Below are 20,216 nucleotides of genomic sequence, written 5' to 3'. Positions count from 1 at the left end.
CAAGCCGAATGCGCGGCACATCACGACGCGCACCGCCCCCTATGCTCGCGGCCGCTCAGCCCGCCGCCCCCGCCATCAGCAGCTGATGCAAGGCAGCGTCCACATCCCCCCGTTCGCCGAAGAGCCGCACGAGCATCGAGCGTTCGGCCATGCCGTGCTCGGCGGCCAGCACCAGTTCCATGGCCGCGTCCCGCGCGCCGGTTCCCGATTCCTCGGCCAGTGAGGCGACGATGTCGGCGGCACTCTCTCCGGTCCAGACCGCCGGTATCGCGGCGGCGACCTCACCGGCGGGCGGTGCGGCGCCGCGATACCAGCGGCCGCCCTCCCACCAGTAGCAGAAGGAGAGCAGCCCGGACCCGGCGCGCGGATTGAGCAACTGGTTCGACACCCACTCCGGCGCGCCCGCATAGAGGTCCGGCATGGGCGCGCCGGTGTTGTAGACGGCGTCCAGCACCGGGTCGTTCCATACTCCGCCGGAGAGCACTGCTCGATCCCCGGGGACCAGCCACAGCGAGGAACCGCTGCGTCCGGCGCCTTCGAACAGGCTCAGCGCAGGCAGAACCCGCGGACCCCACGGCGATCCGGCTGCCACGAACCCCGCGGCGAGCGCTGCCCAGCGCATGACCAGCAATGGGAGCGTGGGCAAGGTCGTCTCGATGTCAGGAGTGCGTGTGGCGGCTCGGGCCCGTTCCGCTGCCTGTTCGGGGGGTCGGGACTGCCGGTCGTCGTGCCCGACGTAGGCGGCCAGCCAGACCGGCAGCCGGGTCCGCGGAAACGTCTCCAGGTCGGCTCGATACGCCTCCGGCGGGAAAAGATGGTCCTCGGGGAAGGGCTCGTCGCCGAAGTCGGGTTCGGCGACGATCTCGCCGGAGGCCGAAGCCGAAACCAGCAGTCGCCACCAAGGGCCACCGGGCAGGGCGGCCGACGCCTCGCGATGCCGCCGGACCAGCGCGAGCACCTCCTCGGACGGCAAGACCTGGACCGGGTGGCCCTGCTCGTCGGCGAAGAACACCGACGCCAACTCCGATACAGCGGTCGACGCGAACACCGCCTGCATTTCGTACCAGCCGGGCGGGGCGAGCGCGATCAGTTCCTCGGCGATCCGGCGGCCCACCGGGTCCGACGCGGCGGCGAGCGACGGCACGGAGTCGACGGGGAACGAATCTTCTGCGGTCACGAAACCGGTACCTCCTCGATCGGGCCCGCACGCTACCACCCGGGAGCGAACAGCGCGGGCCCGGCGAATTCGTTTGCCCGTCATCACGAATTCAGTTGGCTGCGTTCTAATCCCACGAACCATGACCGAGCAGAGGAGAGCTGCGGTGATCGATCCGACGGGCCGGTGCGGGGCCGCCGCGGTGCTGCGATGACCATAGACATGCCCGAGGGTCTGCGATGGCTGGCCTGGGTGGCCGGAACCACCTGGCCGGAGGGCGACGAGGACCTCACGTGGGCGGTGTCGGAGGCGTGGACGACAGCGAGCAGGGAACTCGAAGCACTGCTCGCCGATATCGACGCGGCGAAGCAAGCCACCATCGACGCCTACCCGCACGGAGAGGGCGGCGCAGCCATGGGCGCCCGCTACGACTCACTGCGCTCCGGTGACCAGTCCATCGAGGCACTGGCGAAGTTCATGGGCACCGTCGGCGACAGCACTTTCGACATGGGCACCGAGATCCAGGCCACCAAGATCACCGTCATCGTGACGCTGGCCTGGCTCGCGATAGAAATCCTGTGGGCCTGGCTCTTTCCGCCGACCGCGCCTGCGGTGGAGGCGGCCGCGATCACCACCACGCGCTCGTTCCTCAAGGTCTTCGAGGACTTCGTGCAAAAGGCGATCACCAATCTCGCGGCGCGTCTGGGCGCTTCGACCGCAAAGCGTCACTTCTGGACCCAGGCCGCGCGGCTGCGGCCTGTCTTCCCCACCGCGAAGGGCTGGGGAGTCTACGGTGTGCGTGCCGTCGAGGCGACCGCCATCGTCGGAACGATCAACGGCTCGGTGCAGGTCGGCCAGCTCGCGGCGGGTAAACGACGCCATTTCAACGGTAAGGAATTCGGGCTCTCCGTCCTCGCCGGCGTCGCGGGCGTCATACCCGGGCGCGAATTCGGGCGCTATCTCGGGAAGGGCATCGACAAGGTCGCCGGAAAGCAGTTGGACAACGTCGCGGGCCGGGTCGGCCGTGGCATCGTGATCGGTGGGGCGTCAGGCGCGGTCGGCACCGCCTTCGGCAACCTGGCCGTGGGCGCGGCGACCGGGGATTTCTCGTCGTTCAGTTCGGGCGCGGGCTGGGTCGGCGGCATCAGCCGGGGGGCGATGGTGGGCGGCGCGCGCGGCGGATTCGCCCTCGGCAAGCCGATTCCACCGGGACACGGCGACATCCGCTCCTACGTTTGGATGTCCAAACCGAAACCCGGCGATGCGGCCCCACCGCCGCCGGGCAGCGACGGGTCGAGTAGCGGCTCGAGCTCCCGATCGTCCGATCGGTCGATCATCGGTTCGGATGCGCCTGGGTCGCTTTCGGTTCGGCCGGTGCATTCCACCGTCGCGGGCTCATCGAGCCGGTCTGGGTCGTGGCGCAGCAGCGACAGCGACTCGGGCAGCACCGTCTTCTACGACGCCGTGAGTTCGATTCAGAGCGGCGGGAGCGGTTCGAGCATGCGCAGCGGTTCGAGCAGTGGCTCGGGCAGCACGGTCTTCTACGAATCGCGTACCGATCAGCCACCTACCTCGTGGTCGTCCTCGGTCGACGGCGGTTGGACTCCACCACCGCCGTCCCGGCCGGGGTCGTCGCTCGGCGGTCCCCCGATCCCACCGCCCTCCTCGTCGAGCAGCGGGCACAGCGGCGGCTCCGGCGGAAGCAGCGCCGGCACCAACGGGAACCCGATCGCCAACCACCATGAACCGTTCCTGGGCGAGGGCAAGGACGTGCGCGGCAAGCCACGGCCGAAACAGTGGCCGTGGGTGGAACCGCTGCCCGGCCCCTACAGCCCGCCGTCGTCGAGCGGTTCCTCCGGTGAGCAGTGGCTGGTGCCGCCCGGCACCGCCCCCGCGGCCGGTGTGGTGTCCGCCGAACCCGGCCGGCAGGTCGACGTCCCGTTCAGCCTGTAGTTCGACGACACGGAAGGAGTGCCATGACCGCGGAGCGATTGGATGTCGATCCCCAGAAGCTGCGTCACGCCTCGGACCTGACCAGGGAGTTGTCCAACGACGCCAAGGGGGTCGCCGACAAGCTGCGCAGCGCCCTGAGCGGCGTAGAGTCCGACAGCACCGTGATGCCGTGGGGTGACGACAAGCGCGGACACAAGTTCTTCGACGGCGACAAGGGGTACAAGGCCGCGCGCGACAACCTGGTCGAAGGCGCCCTCGGCGCCGCGACCATGCTGGGCGATATGGCGACCGGGCAGCGGGACGCCGCCGACATCTTGTCCGGCGCCGACTCCGGCAACGCCGACGGATTCGGGAAGCCGAAGCCGTGACCGGGCAGCCCACTGTCAACGAGCGCCTGCGCGCCGACATGGCGGCGCTGGTGGAGGGTCTCGGCGAACAGTTCCGCGGCATCGCCGAACTGCAGCAGCGGCGCGCGCAGCTCACCGAGACGGTGACCGCGTGCGAGCAACGCATCGAGGTCACGGTGAACGCCGACGGGATCCTGATCGCCACCAAGCTCGCCGACGACGTCCTGGACCTGACCCTCGAGGAGATCGCGGCGGGTGTCACCGCGGCGGCGCAGGCCGCGGCCGCGAAGGTGGCCGCGCGCAGCAGGGAACTCATGCAGCCACTGCTGGAGCGCAAGAACGCCCTGCCGAAGCTTTCCGACATCATCGAAGGGGCACCGGATCTCGGGTCACTGCTGCCTACCGCCCCAGCACCGCCTCTGACGCCGCCGGATCCGAACCGCTGGCCCGGGAACGACGATCCCGACGCCCACGCACGCCGGTCCGTGGTAGCCGACAACGACGACTGACGCGGCGCACGCGATGCACCCGCACGACAGGAAGGGCTGAACGGGAATGGCTCTCGAACCCGGCACCTGGTCGAACCTGAAGAACCAGGCGAAAGCCGGGTATCTGAAGTTCGACACGGCCGACGCGCTGGCCGCCGCTCGCGCCTGCGCCGACCTGGTGGACGACCTGCTCGGCATGGCCGCCGCCGTGACGAATCTGCGCCTGGACAATGTCGCGCCGATCGGCAATCTCACCTCCGGCGCGCAATTGGCGGCGGCGTTCACGGCCAAGGGAAGTCGGCTGCGCACCATCCTGAAGGACCACGCAGACATCGTCAAAGACATGGGCGAGACCTACATCGCGGCGGGCAAGGCCTACGCGAACGCCGAGGGTGATGCCGGGAACGACTTCCGGGCACTCGAGAAACTGGCGATGCCCACCGAGGCAGGCGGGTACACGCCCGGCGCACGGAAGGCGGGCGGGCCGGATGCCGAATTCGGCAGACCACAGGGCGGATTCGGCTGGAAGGACAACGACGGCAAGCTGCACGTCCACGATGCGAAGGCGGAGAGTTTCCCCTCCTCGCTGAAGGACTACCAGGGCGAGAAGGATCCGGGCGTCACCGCCAACATCGAGAACAAGGACAGTCTCGCCTTCCGTGAATTGTATGAACTGGGGCGCGATCTCGATGCGGCGCCGGTGCTGGCCGCGGCAGGCACCTGGCACAGCATGGCCAACGACCTGCTCGGCAAGCTGAACACCTTCGTGACCGCGATCGACACCGGCACCGAGGCATGGGAGGGGCAGGGTGCGACGGCGGCGGCCGCGGCGGTCGAGAACTACTCCGAGGGGGTGCAGCCGCTGGTCACCTCCATGATCGCGATGAGCCAGAACTTGGACTACAGCGCGCAGTGGCTGTACTTGACCAAGCTCAGCATGCCCTCGAGCCCCGATCCCGGTGACTGCTGCCCGGGCAAGGTGACCCGCCGGTACCGCGAAGAGTGGCAGAAGCACTACGGCGAGGGCATGAAGAACACCGTGTCGGTGATGCCGGTGGTGCACGGCCCGATCGCCCAGCCGGCGCCGCAGGGGGATCCGAACCGAAACCAGCCCGGGAACAACCCTCCGGGCGACGGCCGATACGGCAACGGCCAATACGGCAACAATCAGTACGGCAACGGTGAGTACGGCAACGGTCGGTACGGCAACGGCGGCGGCCGGGACTGGGACGACCCGTACGGCTACGGCAGCCGGCAGCAGGACCCTCGATACCCGAGCGGCTACGGTCAGGCCGATCCATCGCTCGAATATGGTGACGGGACAACGCGATCCGATGGAGACGCGGACGGCTCCGGGGCACGCGGCGATCGATCCGGTGGTTCCGGGGCAGGAGGAAGCACGCCTCTTCCCAACGGCGCGAGCGGCGGCGGGAGTTCCGGGACGCAGGGTCAGCTTCCGCCCGGCTACGAAGCCGCTCGCCAGGACGCCGAGTCCGCCGCGGCCCGAGCCGGCGGTGCGTCGACGCCGGTCGGCTCGTCCGGCGGTGGCTCCGCGGGCGAGGGGGCGACTCGGTCGCAGCAGTCGGGGTCGGGAAATCCCTTTCCGCGCAGCAGCCTTCCCGGCGAGTCGAGCGGTTCCGACTCGGGGTCCGGTGAGGCCGACGTGCCCGGCTATTCGTCGCTCGGATCGGCTCCGCTGCCCAACGGCGCCACAGGCGGATCCTTCGGTGGCGGTGGATCGGGAAGCAGATCGTCGGGTTCGGGTCCGGGCGGATCCGGTGCCGGTGGGCTCGAAGACGCGCTCGCCACCGCTTTCGACGCCGACCCTGCCCAGGTGCGGTCGATGCTCGACGCGCTACCCGAACTGCTGAACGAGGATGCCCTGTCCCGGACCAGCGGCCTCTCGCCGGAACAGGTGCGCTCGGTGCTGGAGAACATCCCGGATGTCGCCGACATCGCCGAACTGGCGACGCTCACCGGACTCGACCCGGCACAGGTGCGGTCGGTGCTCGACAACCTGCCCAACGCGTTGGACGAGAAGGCCCTGGCCTCCGCGACCGGCACCGGCGATTCTTCGACCTCACGTGCCGGGCTGCCAAGCCAGCCGGCGGGCACCGACGGCGGCCCGGCGTCGTTCGCCGAGGCAGGTAAGGACTTCCTGGGACAGATCGGCAAGGCGCTCACGCAGGGGATGGGGTCGCTCGGCGACCTCGGCGCCGTCTCGGCCGGGGCTGATCAGTTGCACGAGATGCTGCGCAGGTTCGATCCGGATGCCATCGGCGCCGCCGCCGGTGACCTGCCGGTCGATCCTGCGGCAGGCGCGGGTGGCGGCGGTTCGGTCGGTGGAGCCGGAGGCGGCGAGGTGGGCGGCGCGGGCACCCTGTCCGAGCACCCGACCCATCAGGCCCGTACCTCGCAGATGTTCCCGCGCGCGTCGCTGGCCGGTGCGGAGCAGCCGATGTACCCGGCAGCGGCCGCCGCGGGTCCAGGCGCGAACGGGATGGGCGGTCCCCCGATGATGGGCCCGGCCGGAGCCGGGGCAGGCGGTGGTGGGGCGCAGGGCAACACCTCGCACAAGCCGGCCAGGTACCTGCAGTCCACGGCCCACCTCGACGACGCCATCGGCGCGGTCCCGGATCGGGTGAAGCCGGTGATCGACTCGTGAGCCGCACCTGGGAGTTCACCGACCTGGAATTCAACCTCCTGTGCGAGGAGGTGCGGCAGGGCGAATTGCCCGCCCCCTTCGTGTTCACCAGCCGAACCCGGCTGGCGGACGACTACGAGCGGGAGAAGTTCGAAGTCCACCGGGAATTGCGCACGCGGTTCGATCACGAACTCGACGCCATGGCCGCCGCCATCGCCCGGCCGGATGTCTTCGTCGTGGCACACGCCTGGAACGACCAGGATTTCGACAATCCGGAAGCGCGCACTCGCGTGCATGCCGTGCGGCACCGTGCCCGCGGATACGTCATCACCCAGCGCCCCGGCGAAACCCTGATGCACGCCGACGGCTTCGACGTGGCCGAGTGTGATCCACACGCGCTGGCCGACACCGTGCTCGCCCTGCTGCCCACCTGCCGAGCCGGTCGGCTGAGCGACATCCCCCTTGTGCTGCCGACCTCGCGGCCCGTGACCGTCGACCCCGGCCCCTCGTCCGGGATCGCCGACAACGACGACACCGACGACGGTACGCTCGGCAGCGACGCCTTCTTCGCGACCCCCGCGGTGAGCACCGGCATCGTCAAGGTCCTGCAAGGTCGCTCCAAGTACGGCCCGCGCGGGCGGGTCGAAGCAGGCATGCTCTGGCGCGACCTTCCCGACGACGGCCGCTACGTCATACCCTTGGACCACCCGGCCCCGGTCGCCACCGCCATGAGCAGCGCCCGGCTCACCGAATGGGTGCGTGAGCAGATCGACCACACGCTGGCACGGATGGAATCGCACAGGGAGACCGAAGACTGAAACCGGCGGCCGGAACCATCTGGCGCATCACCGGGAACCCGGGCACGTGGCGCGGGGCCTCGACGCCGACCGCCGATCAGGCCCCGGTGGCCGCCGCGTGTGTGGCCGCGATGTAGCCGTAGACGAGGCCCTGACCGATGGTGGCGCCCGCGCCGGGATAGGTGGCGCCGAAGGCGTTGGCGGCGGTGTTGCCGATGGCGTACAAGCCCGCGATCACGCTGCCGTCCTCGCGCAGCACCCGCGCTTGCCGGTCGGCGACTACCCCGCCGCAGGTGCCCAGGTCGCTGAGGATCATCTTCACCGCGTAGAACGGCGCCTTGGACAGCGACGCCAGGTTCGGATTCGGGGCCACCGTGGGATCGCCGTAGTAGCGGTCGTAGGCGCTCGCGCCGCGAGCGAAGTCCGGGTCGACGCCGCTGTCGGCATACCGCGCGATGCCGTGGAAGGTCTCGGCCAGCGCGTCCTCGGGCACGCCCATCGCGCGGGCCAGTGCGGCGGGATCGTCGGCACGGTGGGCGATTCCGGCGTCGAACCAGGCGCGCGGCAGCCGCTGGCGGGGAAACACCGACCCGGCCATGATGTAGCTGTCGCGGTAGCGCTGGTCGAACACCAGCCACATCTGCTCGGCCGGGTCGCCCCGGCGCTCCCGCTCGAGCAGCGCCTGACCGAAGGACATGTAGTCGGTGGCCTCGTTGATGAAGCGACGACCGGTCTGGTCGACCACGAACGAGCCGGGCAGGGAGCGTTCGGCGAGCATCACCTGCGGCGCGGCGCCGGGCAGCGGCGCGTACGCGGGGAACCACCACGCCTGATCCATCAGCGCGACACCCGCGCCGAGTTCCTGAGCGGCGGCGATGGCGTCGCCGGTGTTGGCCTCGGAGCCCAGGCTGGCGCCCTCGGGCAGCGAGGGCGACTGGAACTTGTGCCGGGTGGTCATGTCGTGGTCGAAACCGCCCGCGGCGAGCACCACGCCCCGGCGCGCGGTCACGGTGATCTCCTCGCCCGCCTGGCTCAGCACCGCGCCGGTGACCCGGTCGCCGTCCTGGACGAGACGGACCAGGCTGGTCTGGGTCCACACCGGGATACCCGCGCGCAGCACTCCGGCGAACAAGCCTGCCGCCAGCGCCTGTCCGCCCGCCAGGTATTCGCGTCCGATCAGCATTCCGCCGATGCCCAGCGCGGCCCGGCGCAGGATGCGCGACAGCGCTTTGGCCGGCTTGCGCGCGATCAGGTTCATCCATTTGTAGTCCGCGCCGGTCACCGGCATCGGGACCGGGGCCTCCATCACGCCGGGACGCAACCGTGGCCGCTCGGCGCCGAGGACCGAGGCGTCGAACGGGCGGCACTCGCAGGTGCGGCCCTCGGCTCGGCCGCCCGGCTCCTCCGGGTGGTAGTCGGAGTAGCCCCGCGCCCAGAAGAACCGCATCGGCGTAGTCCTCTTCAGCATGTCGACGGTGGCCGGGCCGGCCTCGAGGAATGCCCGCCCGCGCTCGGCCGGGGCCGAATCCTCCACTACCGCAGCGATATAGGTCTGGGCTTCGGCGATCGCGGTCGCGCCGCTGTCGGGCAGGATGGAGCTGCCCGGAATCCAGAACGCGCCGCCGGAGCGTGCGGTCGAGCCGCCGACATAGGCGGTCTTCTCCACGACCAGGCAGGACAACCCCAGTTCGTGCGCGGCGAGCGCGGCGGCCATGCCGGTGCCCGACCCCACCACGAGGAGATCGACGGTCGTGTCGCGGGCGGTCGCCAGCGGGGGCATCGGCTTGTTCGCCATGGTTCGGAACTCCACTTTCACAAGGTCGGGCCGGGGTATCCCACCGTAGGGTCGACCGGCCGGACGATCGGCTCGACCTTCCATTCAGCGGGAGGTCCCACTGAGCGGAAACGACGGCTGATCCGGTGGTCACCGCGTGGCTACCGTCCGGGCATGAGCAATACCTGGAACAGGCAAGAACTGGAAGAGGCGTACCAGTCGTGGCATTCGACGGTCGCCCGCGCGGCCTCCGGGGAGGGCAGCTGGCGCGAATTCGTCGAACTGTTCACCCCCGACGCCGAATACCACGAGCAGATGGTCGGCGTACTGAAAGGACACGACGCCATCTGGGCATGGGTCGAACCGACGCTGGCGCGATTCCCCGGCGCGGCGATGACCTCGTTCCCCGACTACTGGCACCTGATCGACGACCTCAACGGTGTGATCGTCGTCAAGCTGAACAACCTGATGCGCGATCCCGGCGACGGATCGGCCATGGGCGCGGACAACATCAGCATTCTCACCTACGCGGGCAACGGCAAGTTCTCCAAGGAGGAGGACATCTACGATCCGGCCGAGTTCGTCGCGCTGGTCCCGAAGTGGATCCAGCGCGCCATGGAGCTGGGCACCCTGAGCACGGACGAACTGGAGTGGTGCAAGCAGCAGGCCGCAGCGGCCGCTTCCTCCTGAATTCTGTTCTGCCACAACGCGGCCTTCGCTGCGGCCGAAGCTCACACCGGCGCACAGCAGGCAACGACAGCGAGCCACCTCGGAGTCTCGCTGTCGTTGTCGGCTGATTCAGTGCGCGGCCGTGGCCGACTCCACGCCGAGGTAGGCGCGCTCGATCCGGCCGGGATCCTCGCGCAGTTCCGCCGCTGCGCCGTGATCGGCGATCCGCCCGTGCACCAGCACGGCGGCCTTGTCGGCGACGCCGAGCGCCAGCTGCACGTGCTGCTCCACCAACAGGACGCTGGTGCCCTCCGCAGCGGCGAGGCGCTTCAGCACATCCAGGATCTCGGTGACGATGACCGGCGCCAAGCCCATGCTCAGCTCGTCGATGAGCAGCACGGTTGGCCGCTGCAGGATCGCCCGTCCGATGGCCAGCATCTGCTGCTCGCCACCGGAGAGACGGCCCGCGTCGACCGACAGCCGCTTCTCCAGTGCGGGGAAGTACTCCAGTACCTGCCCCAATCCGGTGCGCCGCCGCGAGCGCTCGGTGATCGCGAGCATCAGATTCTGCCGGGTACTCAACTGCCGGAACAAGGCCCGGTCGTCGGGCACGAGCACCATCCCGGCGCGCACGGCGTCGCGCGGGCGGCCGCTGCGTACGTCCTTGCCGTCGACCAGCACCTCGCCGCCGGTACGCGGGAGCAGGCCGGCCAGAGTGTCCAGCAAGGTGGTCTTGCCCGCGCCGTTCGGGCCGAGCAGACAGGTGATCTCACCCTGCTCGAGGGTCAGGTCGACCTCCCGCACACACGGGCGCTCCTTCAGATAACCGGCGGTCACACCGTGGCATTTCAGCGTGGTCACAGCGGGGCCTCCTGTGTGGCGAGCGGGCGGGTGTGCAGTTCCGGGACGGCTTCCTCGTCGAGGTCGACGGTGTCGGCGGGCACGCCGAGGTAGGCGCGGAGCACGTCGGGATGGGCGCGCACCTCCTCGGGGGTGCCGGAAGCGATGACCGTACCCAGGTCGAGCACGACGACCCGGTCGCACACCGTGAGCACCAACTCCATGTCGTGGTCGACCAGCAGCATCGCGGTGCCGTCGTCGGCGACGGCGCGCAACTTCTCGCCGAGCAACCGGCTCTCGGCACTGTCGAGGCCGGCGGCAGGCTCGTCCAGCAGCGCGACCGCGGGTTCGGCGGCGAGCACCCGTGCCATCGACACGAGCTGGCGCTGTCCCTGGGAGAGCAGGCCCGCTTCGCGGTCGGCGAGGTCACCGATCCCGAGCACCGCCAGTGTGCGGGAAACACGCTCCGCCACAGGCTGATCGGACCGCGAACGCGCCGCGCCTACCCGAACGTTCTCGGCGACCGTCAGATCGTCGTACAGCTCCACATTCTGGAAGCTGCGACCGAGACCGGCCCGGCTGCGCGCGTGCGGCGGCCGCCCGGCCAGCGCCTCGCCTGCCAGGCTCACCGAGCCGGTGGCGGCGGCGAAGCCGGTGACCGCGTCGATGACGGTCGTCTTGCCCGCGCCGTTGGGTCCGATGAGCCCGACGATCTCACCGGGACGCACATCGAAGGTGACGCCGGTGGCCGCCTTGACCGCACCGTAGGTGACACTGACCTCGCGCACCGCGAGGATCGGCTCACCCCGGTCGGGCGCTACCTGGTCGGCCGTCGCCCGGGCGGCTGCCGCAGAGTCGGGGACGAGGTCGTCGGCGTGGGCGCGACGCCGGATCACCGGCCACGGGATCCGCGGCAGCTTGCTCGCGATCCCGTCCGGGTTGGCCATGACCGTGACGACCAGCAGGATGCCGCTGATCACCGCGTAGTAGTCCCCGACGTGCAGGAACCGGTCGACCAGTAGATAGACGATGCCGCCGGGCGCCATCACGCCGGCCAGGATGCCGCCGGTGATGGAGGTGATGCCCGCGACGTAGACCACCGCGAACAACGAGATGCCGAGGAACACCGTGAACGGCTCGGGGGTGGCCAGGGTCTGCTGGTATCCGAGCAGCGCACCGCCGAGGCCGGCGACGAAGGCGCCCAGGGCGAAGGTGACGAGCTTGGTGCGGGAGACGTCGATGCCCGCCGCCGCCGCGGAGCGCTCGTTGGCGCGTACCGCCAGCATGTCGGTACCGAGGCTGCTGCGGCGCAGCCACGCCACCCCGAGCCCGACCGCGGTCAACACCGCCAGGCACAGCAGGCCGAAGGCCAGTCGCGGGTATGCCTCGCCCGCGCCGATACCGAGATCGATGCCGAACAGCCGCGGAGTGTCGATGGGCGCACCTTGCACCCCGCCGTTGAGCGAGGGGTTGCGGAACCAGAAGGCCTCCACGAACACCGCCAGCGCGAGAGTCACCACGGTCAGCGGCAAGCCGCGCACCCGCAGCGCGGGCAGTCCGACCACGACGCCGACGACGGTGGCGAACAACGCGGCCACGATGGGCGCGAACGGGAACGGGATGCCCAGGTGCTGCTCGAGCACGCTGAGTGCGTAGGCCGAGACACCTGCGAGGGTGAGCTGGGCGAGCGACACCTGCCCGGCGTAGCCGGTGACGATCACCTGCGAGAGTCCGAGAACCGCGAAGACGATGCTGCTGACGATCGCGGCGCGATAGCTGCCCGATGTGGCCAGCAGCGCGACGACCGCGACGGCGAGCGCCACCAGCATCGGGGCCAGGATGTGATCCGGTCGCGGGGCCCGGCCGAGGGTCTGGCGGATCACCGAGCCGCGGTCGGGCAGCGGACGCCCCTTCACCACCAGGAAGCCCAGGATCAACAGCAGCGAGATCGCTTCGGCCGTACCGGCTCTCGGCCACCAGTCGTAGAGCCCCTGCAGGTTGGTGGCCTCGGCCTGCAGCGCGCCGATGGTGATGCCCGCGGCGACGGTGAGCCAGATGGAGCCGAAGTTGCCGACCAGGGTGGCCGCCAGCGCGGGCACGATGAACAGCGAGTACGCCACCGGGTTCAGCGCCACCAGCGGGGCGATGAGGATGCCACCGAGACCGGCGACCACCGAGGACAACGCCCAGTTGGCGAACGCGATCCGGTCCGGCGACAGGCCGGTCAGATAGGCACCCTTCTCCGACTCCGCTGCTGCCTCGGTCGCCACGCCGAAGCGGGTGAAACGGAAGACCAGCGCCGCCACCGCGGCCAGCGCCAGCACCGCCACCGCCAGCCAGACCCGGTCGGCGGGCACGGTGCGCTCTCCCAAGGCAAACGTGTCCAGCGCGAAGATCGGCTGCACCGCGATCAGCCCGGTTCCCGCGCGCTGCGCGATGACTGCCTGGATCACGATCATCAGACCGATCGAGGCGACAGCTTTGGCGATCACCGACGCCGTGCGCATGGGACGGAAGACCAGTGCGTAACACAGCAGTCCGAGCACAGCGGCGGCGACCAGGGAGATCGCCATGGCGGGACCCACCCCGAGCGGCCCGCCGAGATCGATCGTCTCGGGTAGCCCGGGTATCGGGACCAACAGCTCACCCTTGCGCAGCAGGGCGTAGGTGTAGGCGGCGTAGAGCGCGACCGCGCCGGTCGCGAAGTTCACCACCCCGGAGCTCTTGAAGGTCATCACGAGCGCGAGCCCGAGCGCGGCGTACACCGCCCCGTTGCCGAGGCCGAGCACGAGATACGAAAGATGGTCTGTCATGGCAGATCTCCCTGGCCGAATACGGTTGCCGGGTCGGCTATCCGGTCACCTTCAGGTTCACCGGCACACCCTGGTCGTTGATCTCGCCGATCAGCATCTGGCGCGAGCAGATGGAGGGCATCATCGGCACGGCGGTGCCGTCGCAGCTGAAGGTGACGCCGCCGCCCGCGGGCATCTCGACGCCCTTCGAGGTCCGCAGCGCCTCGCGGATGCTCGCCGCGTTCACCTCGCCCTGGATGCCGTCGGTGGCCAGGGCCAGCGCCATGACGACCTGGTAACCGGAGGAGGCCGCCCCGGTCACCGTCGCCCCGGGCGCGTAGGCCTGCAGGACCGAGCGGTAGAGCACCGAATCGGGACGATCCGACAGGTAATCGGTGGCGGTGATGCCGGTGCTGCCGGTCACCGAGTCCATGCCGATGATGCCCGTGACGTTCGGATCGAGGCAGACCGGGATGAAGACCTTCTGCACACCCGGGTCGGTGGTCTGGATCGCCTTGTAGACAGAGGCGCACGTCGCGGCGTCGGCGATCACGCTGACACCCTCCGGCTTGCCGGACAGGCCCGAGGTCACCAGCGGCGTCGGATCCGGCACGCCGAGCGGGATCGGCACCACCTTCAACGCCACGCCCGAACCCTGGAAGATCGGCGTGCCCATCGCGTCCACCATGGCGCCCATGCCGCCGCCGTCACTGGCGAACAGGGTGAAGGTCTTCATGCCTTTGTCCTTGGCCGCGGTCGCCATCGCCGTGATGGTGCCGGGCAGACCCGCCGACAGTGCCGCGGAGTCGGGCGAGGTCAGTTCCTGCGCCGAGACGCCGTTGAGCGTGACGTAGGGGATACCCGCGCCCGCGACGATCGGCATGATCGTGCCGCCCTGGGAGGTGCCGGGCGAGAGCACCGCGGCCACCTTCTGCTCGACGAACTCGTTGGCGCACTTGGTCGCCGAGGTCGGCTCCTCCTGCTGCTTGCAGACCACCAGTTCGATCGGCCTGCCCGCGATGCCGCCCGCGTTCTTGTTGATGTACTCGGCGGCCGCCTCGGCGCCCTCGCGCATCTCCGGCAGCGAAATGACCGCGCCGCCCTCGGTCGACACGAAGCCGATGCGCACGGGCGCGCCGGTCGCCGGGTCGTCCGGGAGCGAGGTGGTGGCCGCGCCCGCTACCGCGCTGTTGTTGTTCGACTCGTCGTCGCTCGCGCACCCTGTCGCCGCGAGCGCGGTGCACAGTGCGGCGGCGCCGATCACGGCGACAGCGCGCCGCTGACGACTCAGACCACCAAGTCTCATGATCTGGTTCTCCTCTCCGAAGGCGAGGCCGCACCGGGTGGTCCCCGACACAACGAAAGTCCTCGCGTGATCCACATCACCGATCGATGCGGCGCAGGGATTATGTGTCCATCGCGGAGCCGGTCCCGCAGCGCACTTCCCGGTCACCGGGACAAACGCGACCACGGCCCGATGTTCGGACGAAGTTCGGACGAAAGAAGACGACTCCGGCCCACCGTGGAGACTCACGACGGGCCGGAGCAGCGCGGGGTTCGGCTCAGCGGTTGCCGGACGCGCGGAAACGCCGCAGGTAGCCGGGCAGCTTGCGCAGCGGGACGGCGCGCGGCCAGTCGTCGGCCCGGAAGTGGGCATCGCTGCCGCCGTCGACGAAAATCACGCTGCCGCACAGGAATCGAGCGGAATCGGACAGCATGAACACCGCCCAGTCCGCGAGGTCGCCGGGATCGCCGAAGCCGCCGATCGGCACCGGGAAACGGCGGATCGCCGCGGCCTCGGCCGGGGTCTCCAGCTGCTTCTCCAGCAGCGGAGTCAACACCGCGCCGGGGGCCAGCACATTGAGCCGGATCCCGGCTCCGGCCCAGGCGTCGGTCACCGCGTGCCTGCGGGCCCAGCGCGTGACCGCGATCTTGGACGCGCCGTAGGCCATGGCGGGTGCGTTGCGACCGAAGATCCGCACGGCCCGTAGCGCCTTGTCCACGTCGCCGGCCAGCAGCGCGCGGACCGCCCGGCCCGGGACGGCCGGAGTGGTGGTCGTGGCGTTGCTGCCGAAGACGACGACCTTCGCGTCGGTGGTCTCGGCCAGCGCCACGCGCCAGCCCTCGAGCAGCTCCACCGCGCCCCGGTAGTTCACCTCGTAGATCATCCGCGGACGTTCCGCGCCGGGAGCGGGCCCGACCCCAGCCGCGAGCACGGCGCCGTCGAGGCGCCCGTCCACGGCGGCGAGCACGCCGTCGATCGCCGCGCGCCGCCCCTGTGGGGTAGACAGATCGGCGACGATCTCCACGTCGCGCAGATCGACGCCGATCACCGTGTGCCCGGCCTCGCGCAGCTTGTCCGCCACCGCTCGCCCCATTCCGGAGGCAGCCCCGGTCACGACATAGACACCCATCGAATACCTGCTTTCTGCTGGTCGTCGGCTTTGCGCCGTCGAATACAGCGCGTCTCGGATACCGGCGCCCGTCGGATACCGGTGCACCGCGAATACGAACGCAATATTGACACACTTCGCCAATAATGGTCAGCTCTTCATGTGACCCGAAGCGATTCCGTTCCTCGCCGACGCGGGCGACCTTCCGTTCTCGACTCCCAAGCCATCGCCGCAGGCGCTCTGCGCCTGTGGTCCGAGCGCGGCTTCACGACAACGAGCTGGAGCGATCTGGCCGAGGCGACGGGAATCAGCACCAGGACGCTGCTCCGCCACTTCTCGTCCCGAGCCGATGTCGCCTGGCTCGGCGTGGCACCGGCCACCGAGCGCCTCAGCCGCGCTCTCGACGCCGCGGGCGACGACGGCGACCCCTCGGTGGTCATCCGCTCGGCGATCGTGGAGTCGGTCTCCCACGACCCGCAGATCCGTCGCGCCGCCCCCGATTGGCTGCGCCTGATCTCCTCCGAGCCCGAACTCGCCGCCACCGCCCCACTCGCCTACCGCCCGTGGATCGACACACTCGCGACCTACATCTGTCGTCGGCTCCCCGACGCGCCCCTGGCCATCTGCCGCGCGCTGGCGACCGCCTACCAGGCGGCGACCTTCGCCGCGCTGGTCGAGTGGGCCGAGGCAGGCGCCCACGGCGAGTGCGCCGACTCGGTCGACGAGATGTTGCGCTGGATGGATATCCACACCCCCGTCGCCACCCTGCACGACCGCCATGCCGCCGTAGCTTCCCAGCCCCCCACTCCCCCTCCCGGACAAGGACATGCACAATGACCACCTCCCCCACATCCGAACGCCCGGACCCGCTCGCGCCCGCGACCCTCGGCCCGATCCGATTGCGCAACCGGATCATCAAGTCGGCGACCTTCGAAGGGACCCGATGTACCTGTTCCGCGGCGACGTGCCGGTGCGCGAGATGGCCGAGACCCAGCGCGGCATCGTCAAGCTCGGCATGCAGATGTTCGGCCGCTTCGTGTTCAAGCGATACCGCTACGAACCGCTGTACTTCCGCGACTACGCCCGCCAGTTCCGCGACACGCTGACCATGCCGCTGGTGTTGCTCGGCGGGGTCACCGACCTGGCGGGCATGAATGCCGCGATGGCGGACGGATTCGAGTTCGTGGCGATGGCCCGCGCCCTGCTGCGCGAGCCGGACCTGATCAACCGCATCCAGGCGGAGTCGGCGAAGGAATCGCTGTGCATCCACTGCAACCTGTGCGCGGCCAGCATCTTCACCGGGACCCGGTGCCCGCTGGCGAGCCCGGGAGCGCCGAAGACCGCGGTAGATCTGCCGCTGACCGCCGTTTCCTCGTGACCTGCTTCACAGACCGCCGGAGATGTGGCATATTCCTAATAGAAATAGCCATGTCAGAGCATTGAAGCGTGAGAGCACTGGGGTGTGAGAGCGTTGAATTGTGAGAGCAGTGCCTGCGCGAGCAGCGCCGTGGCGGAGCAGGAAGTGTCCGAGCAGTGGCACGTGTGACAAAGGAGTCAGCGCATGACGATCGTGCAGGACATGCGACCCGACGAGGCCAACACCCCCAGCGCCCTTCTCGACCGGCTGTCACTCGTCCTCGACGCCTTCGACGGGCGGGAGAGTTTGGGATTGGCCGAAGTCGTGGCGCGGACCGGCCTGCCGCGCTCCTCGGCCCACCGGATGCTGGACCGGCTGGTCCAGCTCCGGTGGCTGCGCCGGGAGGGCCGCAACTACAGTCTCGGCATCCGGCTGGTCGAGCTGGGCTCGCTGGCGGTGCACCAGGATCGGGTGCACGCTGCCTCCGTCGAGCACCTGCAGCACCTCTACCGCACCACCGGCATGGTGGTGCACCTGGCGGTTCTCGACGGCACGGACGTCGTCTATCTGGACAAGATCGGCGGCCGCCTCGCCGCGCACGTGCCGACCCGGGTCGGCGGCAGGCTGCCCGCCGCGAAGTCGGCGCTGGGCAAGGCGCTGCTCGCCGCGAGCGGGCGCAACGAGCCGGGCGACGCGATGATCCGCGACCTCGGCTACGCCGTCGAGCGCAACGGCGCACTGCAGGGCTTCGGCTGTATCGCCGCCCCGATCGGCCCGGCCGGCGAGGCGACCAGCGCGGTGTCGATCTGCGGCCCGCTGAGCCGGATGCCCTTCGACAGCAGGATGACCACGCCGGTGCAACTGACCGCGCACGCCATCTGGCGCAGCATGAACTCCGGCGTGCGGGTCACCCCGACCCTCCAACGTCGCAATATCCTGCGTTCCCTGCCAACCGCTCCGAGCGTGCTCGCCGAGGGCTGAGCCGCCACCGGCTGAGCCGCCGCTGTGGGGTCAGTCCTCCCCTACCGTGCGCCAGATCCCCGGATGCCGGGGCACCGGCAGATCGTTGTCGTCGCGCACCGCCGACTCGCGGTAGCGCGCGGCCGCCTCGTCGATGTCGTCGAGCAACTGCTCGGCCAGCGCGATCTCGGCCTCGAAGTAGCGCTGCGACCACCGCAGGCTCATCTGGGTGAACGCCCAGCCCGGCTCCGGCTCGGAGCGATCGGCGTGCCGCGCGGCCCGGCGCGCCTGTTCGCGCAGATTGTCGATGTGCGTGTGCACGATCCGCTTCAGATGGTCCGGATCGTGCAGATGCCCCATCCACAGCCGCAGCATGACACCGTGTTTGAGCACCGGCATGTCCACCTCGGCGTCTCGCGACCAGTTCCGCAGCGCCCGCAACCCGACATCGGTGATGCCGTACAGCCGCCGGCCGCGCACCCCTTCGTCGGCGACCATGTGGGAACGCACCAGGGCGAGCTCCTCGAGCTTCTTCAGCTCCGCGTAGACCTGGCTCACCGACGGGCTCCAGTAGAAGAAGCCGATGCTCCAGTCCGCCCATTTCTTCAGGTCGTTGCCGGTCAGCTCCTCGCCGAAGGACAGCATGCCCAGCACCGCCCAGCTCGTCGCGGGTAGTCCGGGGTAGGAATCGTCGTCTTCGCCGGTCACGCTCGGCAGCCTACAAGGGCGGCAAGGGTACTCGGAGCCACCGACTCCCGGCCACCGGGACAGCGGAAGTCCGGCACCCGGCCCGGCGCTTACGTTCGATCCATGGACGAGCCCATCCTGTACATCATCGACCGAGTCGTACTCAGACCCGGCACGGCACGGGCGTTCATCGACGCCTACCTGACCGAATACGCGCCGGGCGCCAGGGACAGGGGGCTGGAGCTGGAACGCATCCTGGTGAGCCCGCCTGCCTGGATCGAAGACGAGACGAACACCGTCACCGCCACCTGGACAGTGTCCGGCACGGCGGCGTGGTGGGCCGCCGCGGTCGCGGGCAGGCACGACACCGCGCCCGCACGGTGGTGGGAATCGATGGCTCCGATGATCGTCGAGCGCTCCCGCTCGATGGCGAGCCGCGCCGAGGACGTGGAAGGACTGTGCGATGTATAAGGTGACCCGCTTGCTGCACCTGGCCGATCCCGGCGACGAGACGGCCGTCGCGACGACCATCGAGCGCCTGACCTCGGCGGCGAAGTCCGCCGACGCGCGACACACGCTGGTGGCGCGCACCCTGCCCGGCGTGCGCAACGGCGGGGATGTGCTGGCGCACCTACAGTTCGGCTCCGCGGCGGAGTGGGCGCGACACCGCGCCGCGATCGACGAGGCGACCTCCGGGTCCGCGATCGGGCACGTCGACGCGGTGGAGTACGAGAGCGGGCCTGCGAGCGACGCACACGCCGGGCGCCGCCAGGACGCGGGCCCGTCCCGGATCTACCGGACACTGCTGCTGCGCGTGGACGACGCGGCCGACACGGCCCAGGTGCGCCGATTCGAGCACGGCACCCTGCAGATGCCCGAGCACATCCCGGCCATCCTGGCCTGGCAGCTGAGCCCGGTCCGGCACGCCACCGGCGCCGCGCGGTGGACGCACGTGTGGGAGCAGGAGTTCGCCGATGTGGACGAGCTGCTCGGGCCGTATATGCACCACCCGATCCACTGGGGTCACGTGGACCGATGGTTCGACCCGGAATGCCCCGAGCAGATCGTCAAGGACCGGGTCTGCCACAGCTTCTGCGCGATCCCTGCGCCTGTTATCGACGCAATTCCGGTCGTCGACGCAGCGCCCGTTGCCGACGCGGCCTCAGTTGCCGACGCGACGCCTGTTGCCGGCGCGACGTCGGAGTTTCCCCTCGCCGCCCGAAGAGGCTGAGGCACCGAGGGGCCGATGTCTGCCGGCAGAGCCTCGGCGGGCCGAGCGCGGGCGAGCAAAGCGGCAGCGGACCGGTTGGCCGGCTGGCCGGCCGGCCAACCGACCGAGTATCGGCGGGGGCCGGCGTC

The 20,216-nt window shown here is 69.9% G+C and carries 18 protein-coding genes; 11 read left to right on the top strand and 7 right to left on the bottom strand.

Annotation, left to right across the window (positions count from 1 at the left end):
• Window positions 1-55: 55 nt before the first annotated feature.
• Window positions 56-1,177 carry a hypothetical protein gene (locus IU449_RS00935; protein ID WP_195000080.1) on the bottom strand — a complete coding sequence of 374 codons (1,122 nt, stop codon included), beginning with the start codon at window positions 1,175-1,177 and terminating at the stop codon, window positions 56-58.
• A 189-nt stretch (window positions 1,178-1,366) separates the two neighbouring features.
• On the opposite strand from IU449_RS00935, the gene IU449_RS00930 reads away from it, so the two are divergent.
• Genes IU449_RS00930 through IU449_RS00910 form a run of 5 tightly spaced genes read left to right on the top strand, consistent with a single transcriptional unit; the run spans window position 1,367 to window position 7,406 of the window.
• Complete coding sequence (locus IU449_RS00930; RefSeq protein WP_195000079.1) at window positions 1,367-3,109, top strand: hypothetical protein; 1,743 nt, start codon at window positions 1,367-1,369, stop codon at window positions 3,107-3,109.
• A gap of 23 nt (window positions 3,110-3,132) precedes the next feature.
• The gene (locus IU449_RS00925; protein ID WP_195000078.1) at window positions 3,133-3,477 is read left to right on the top strand and encodes a hypothetical protein; all 345 of its coding nucleotides are present in this window, start codon (window positions 3,133-3,135) and stop codon (window positions 3,475-3,477) included.
• Window positions 3,474-3,965, top strand: coding sequence for a YbaB/EbfC family nucleoid-associated protein (locus tag IU449_RS00920; protein WP_195000077.1), 492 nt, complete (start codon window positions 3,474-3,476; stop codon window positions 3,963-3,965). The genes IU449_RS00925 and IU449_RS00920 overlap by 4 nt, the downstream gene beginning before the upstream one ends.
• A 46-nt stretch (window positions 3,966-4,011) precedes the next feature.
• Complete coding sequence (locus tag IU449_RS00915) at window positions 4,012-6,609, top strand: homeobox domain-containing protein (RefSeq protein ID WP_195000076.1); 2,598 nt, start codon at window positions 4,012-4,014, stop codon at window positions 6,607-6,609.
• Window positions 6,606-7,406: an ESX secretion-associated protein EspG gene (locus IU449_RS00910; protein ID WP_195000075.1), complete on the top strand. Its 801-nt coding sequence runs from the start codon at window positions 6,606-6,608 to the stop codon at window positions 7,404-7,406. Before IU449_RS00915 ends, IU449_RS00910 begins: the two co-directional genes overlap by 4 nt.
• Window positions 7,407-7,482: 76 nt before the next feature.
• Here IU449_RS00910 and IU449_RS00905 read toward each other — a convergent pair whose 3' ends face one another.
• Window positions 7,483-9,180: a 3-ketosteroid-delta-1-dehydrogenase gene (locus IU449_RS00905; protein WP_195000074.1), complete on the bottom strand. Its 1,698-nt coding sequence runs from the start codon at window positions 9,178-9,180 to the stop codon at window positions 7,483-7,485.
• Between the two features lie 153 nt (window positions 9,181-9,333).
• On the opposite strand from IU449_RS00905, the gene IU449_RS00900 reads away from it, so the two are divergent.
• A complete protein-coding gene (locus tag IU449_RS00900) occupies window positions 9,334-9,849 on the top strand; it encodes a nuclear transport factor 2 family protein (RefSeq protein ID WP_195000073.1) in 516 nt (171 codons plus the stop codon).
• 108 nt (window positions 9,850-9,957) lie between these two features.
• Here IU449_RS00900 and IU449_RS00895 read toward each other — a convergent pair whose 3' ends face one another.
• The 4 genes from IU449_RS00895 to IU449_RS00880 form a co-directional block, all read right to left on the bottom strand.
• Window positions 9,958-10,689, bottom strand: a complete 732-nt coding sequence (locus tag IU449_RS00895) for an ABC transporter ATP-binding protein (RefSeq protein ID WP_195000072.1) — start codon at window positions 10,687-10,689, stop codon at window positions 9,958-9,960.
• Window positions 10,686-13,481, bottom strand: a complete 2,796-nt coding sequence (locus tag IU449_RS00890; protein WP_195000071.1) for a branched-chain amino acid ABC transporter permease/ATP-binding protein — start codon at window positions 13,479-13,481, stop codon at window positions 10,686-10,688. Before IU449_RS00890 ends, IU449_RS00895 begins: the two co-directional genes overlap by 4 nt.
• 37 nt (window positions 13,482-13,518) lie before the next feature.
• On the bottom strand, window positions 13,519-14,766 hold the full coding sequence (locus IU449_RS00885; protein WP_195000070.1) for an ABC transporter substrate-binding protein: 1,248 nt from the start codon (window positions 14,764-14,766) through the stop codon (window positions 13,519-13,521).
• Between the two features lie 256 nt (window positions 14,767-15,022).
• Window positions 15,023-15,874 (bottom strand): SDR family oxidoreductase, encoded by an 852-nt coding sequence (locus tag IU449_RS00880; RefSeq protein WP_195000069.1) that lies wholly within the window; start codon window positions 15,872-15,874, stop codon window positions 15,023-15,025.
• A gap of 141 nt (window positions 15,875-16,015) precedes the next feature.
• Here IU449_RS00880 and IU449_RS00875 point away from each other — a divergent pair, with 141 nt between their 5' ends.
• The 3 genes from IU449_RS00875 to IU449_RS00865 all read left to right on the top strand — a co-directional run bounded on the left by IU449_RS00875 (window position 16,016) and on the right by IU449_RS00865 (window position 18,191).
• Window positions 16,016-16,690: a TetR/AcrR family transcriptional regulator gene (locus IU449_RS00875; RefSeq protein ID WP_195000068.1), complete on the top strand. Its 675-nt coding sequence runs from the start codon at window positions 16,016-16,018 to the stop codon at window positions 16,688-16,690.
• A 106-nt stretch (window positions 16,691-16,796) separates the two neighbouring features.
• Window positions 16,797-17,231 (top strand): hypothetical protein, encoded by a 435-nt coding sequence (locus IU449_RS00870; protein ID WP_324188030.1) that lies wholly within the window; start codon window positions 16,797-16,799, stop codon window positions 17,229-17,231.
• 183 nt (window positions 17,232-17,414) lie between these two features.
• Entirely contained in the window at window positions 17,415-18,191 is a 777-nt protein-coding gene (locus tag IU449_RS00865; protein ID WP_195000067.1) for an IclR family transcriptional regulator, read from the top strand.
• A gap of 30 nt (window positions 18,192-18,221) precedes the next feature.
• Here the strand turns inward: IU449_RS00865 and IU449_RS00860 are convergent, their stop codons facing one another.
• On the bottom strand, window positions 18,222-18,815 hold the full coding sequence (locus tag IU449_RS00860; protein WP_195002221.1) for a PadR family transcriptional regulator: 594 nt from the start codon (window positions 18,813-18,815) through the stop codon (window positions 18,222-18,224).
• 165 nt (window positions 18,816-18,980) lie between these two features.
• On the opposite strand from IU449_RS00860, the gene IU449_RS00855 reads away from it, so the two are divergent.
• Both IU449_RS00855 and IU449_RS00850 read left to right on the top strand, forming a co-directional pair.
• Entirely contained in the window at window positions 18,981-19,328 is a 348-nt protein-coding gene (locus IU449_RS00855) for a hypothetical protein (RefSeq protein WP_067856233.1), read from the top strand.
• Window positions 19,321-20,088 carry a Dabb family protein gene (locus IU449_RS00850; protein ID WP_195000066.1) on the top strand — a complete coding sequence of 256 codons (768 nt, stop codon included), beginning with the start codon at window positions 19,321-19,323 and terminating at the stop codon, window positions 20,086-20,088. The genes IU449_RS00855 and IU449_RS00850 overlap by 8 nt, the downstream gene beginning before the upstream one ends.
• The last annotated feature ends 128 nt before the right edge of the window (window positions 20,089-20,216 follow it).

Source organism: Nocardia higoensis, from assembly GCF_015477835.1.
Lineage (GTDB): Bacteria > Actinomycetota > Actinomycetes > Mycobacteriales > Mycobacteriaceae > Nocardia > Nocardia higoensis_A.
Note: the sequence above shows the minus strand (reverse complement) of the source record. Positions and strands in the feature narration are given on the sequence as shown.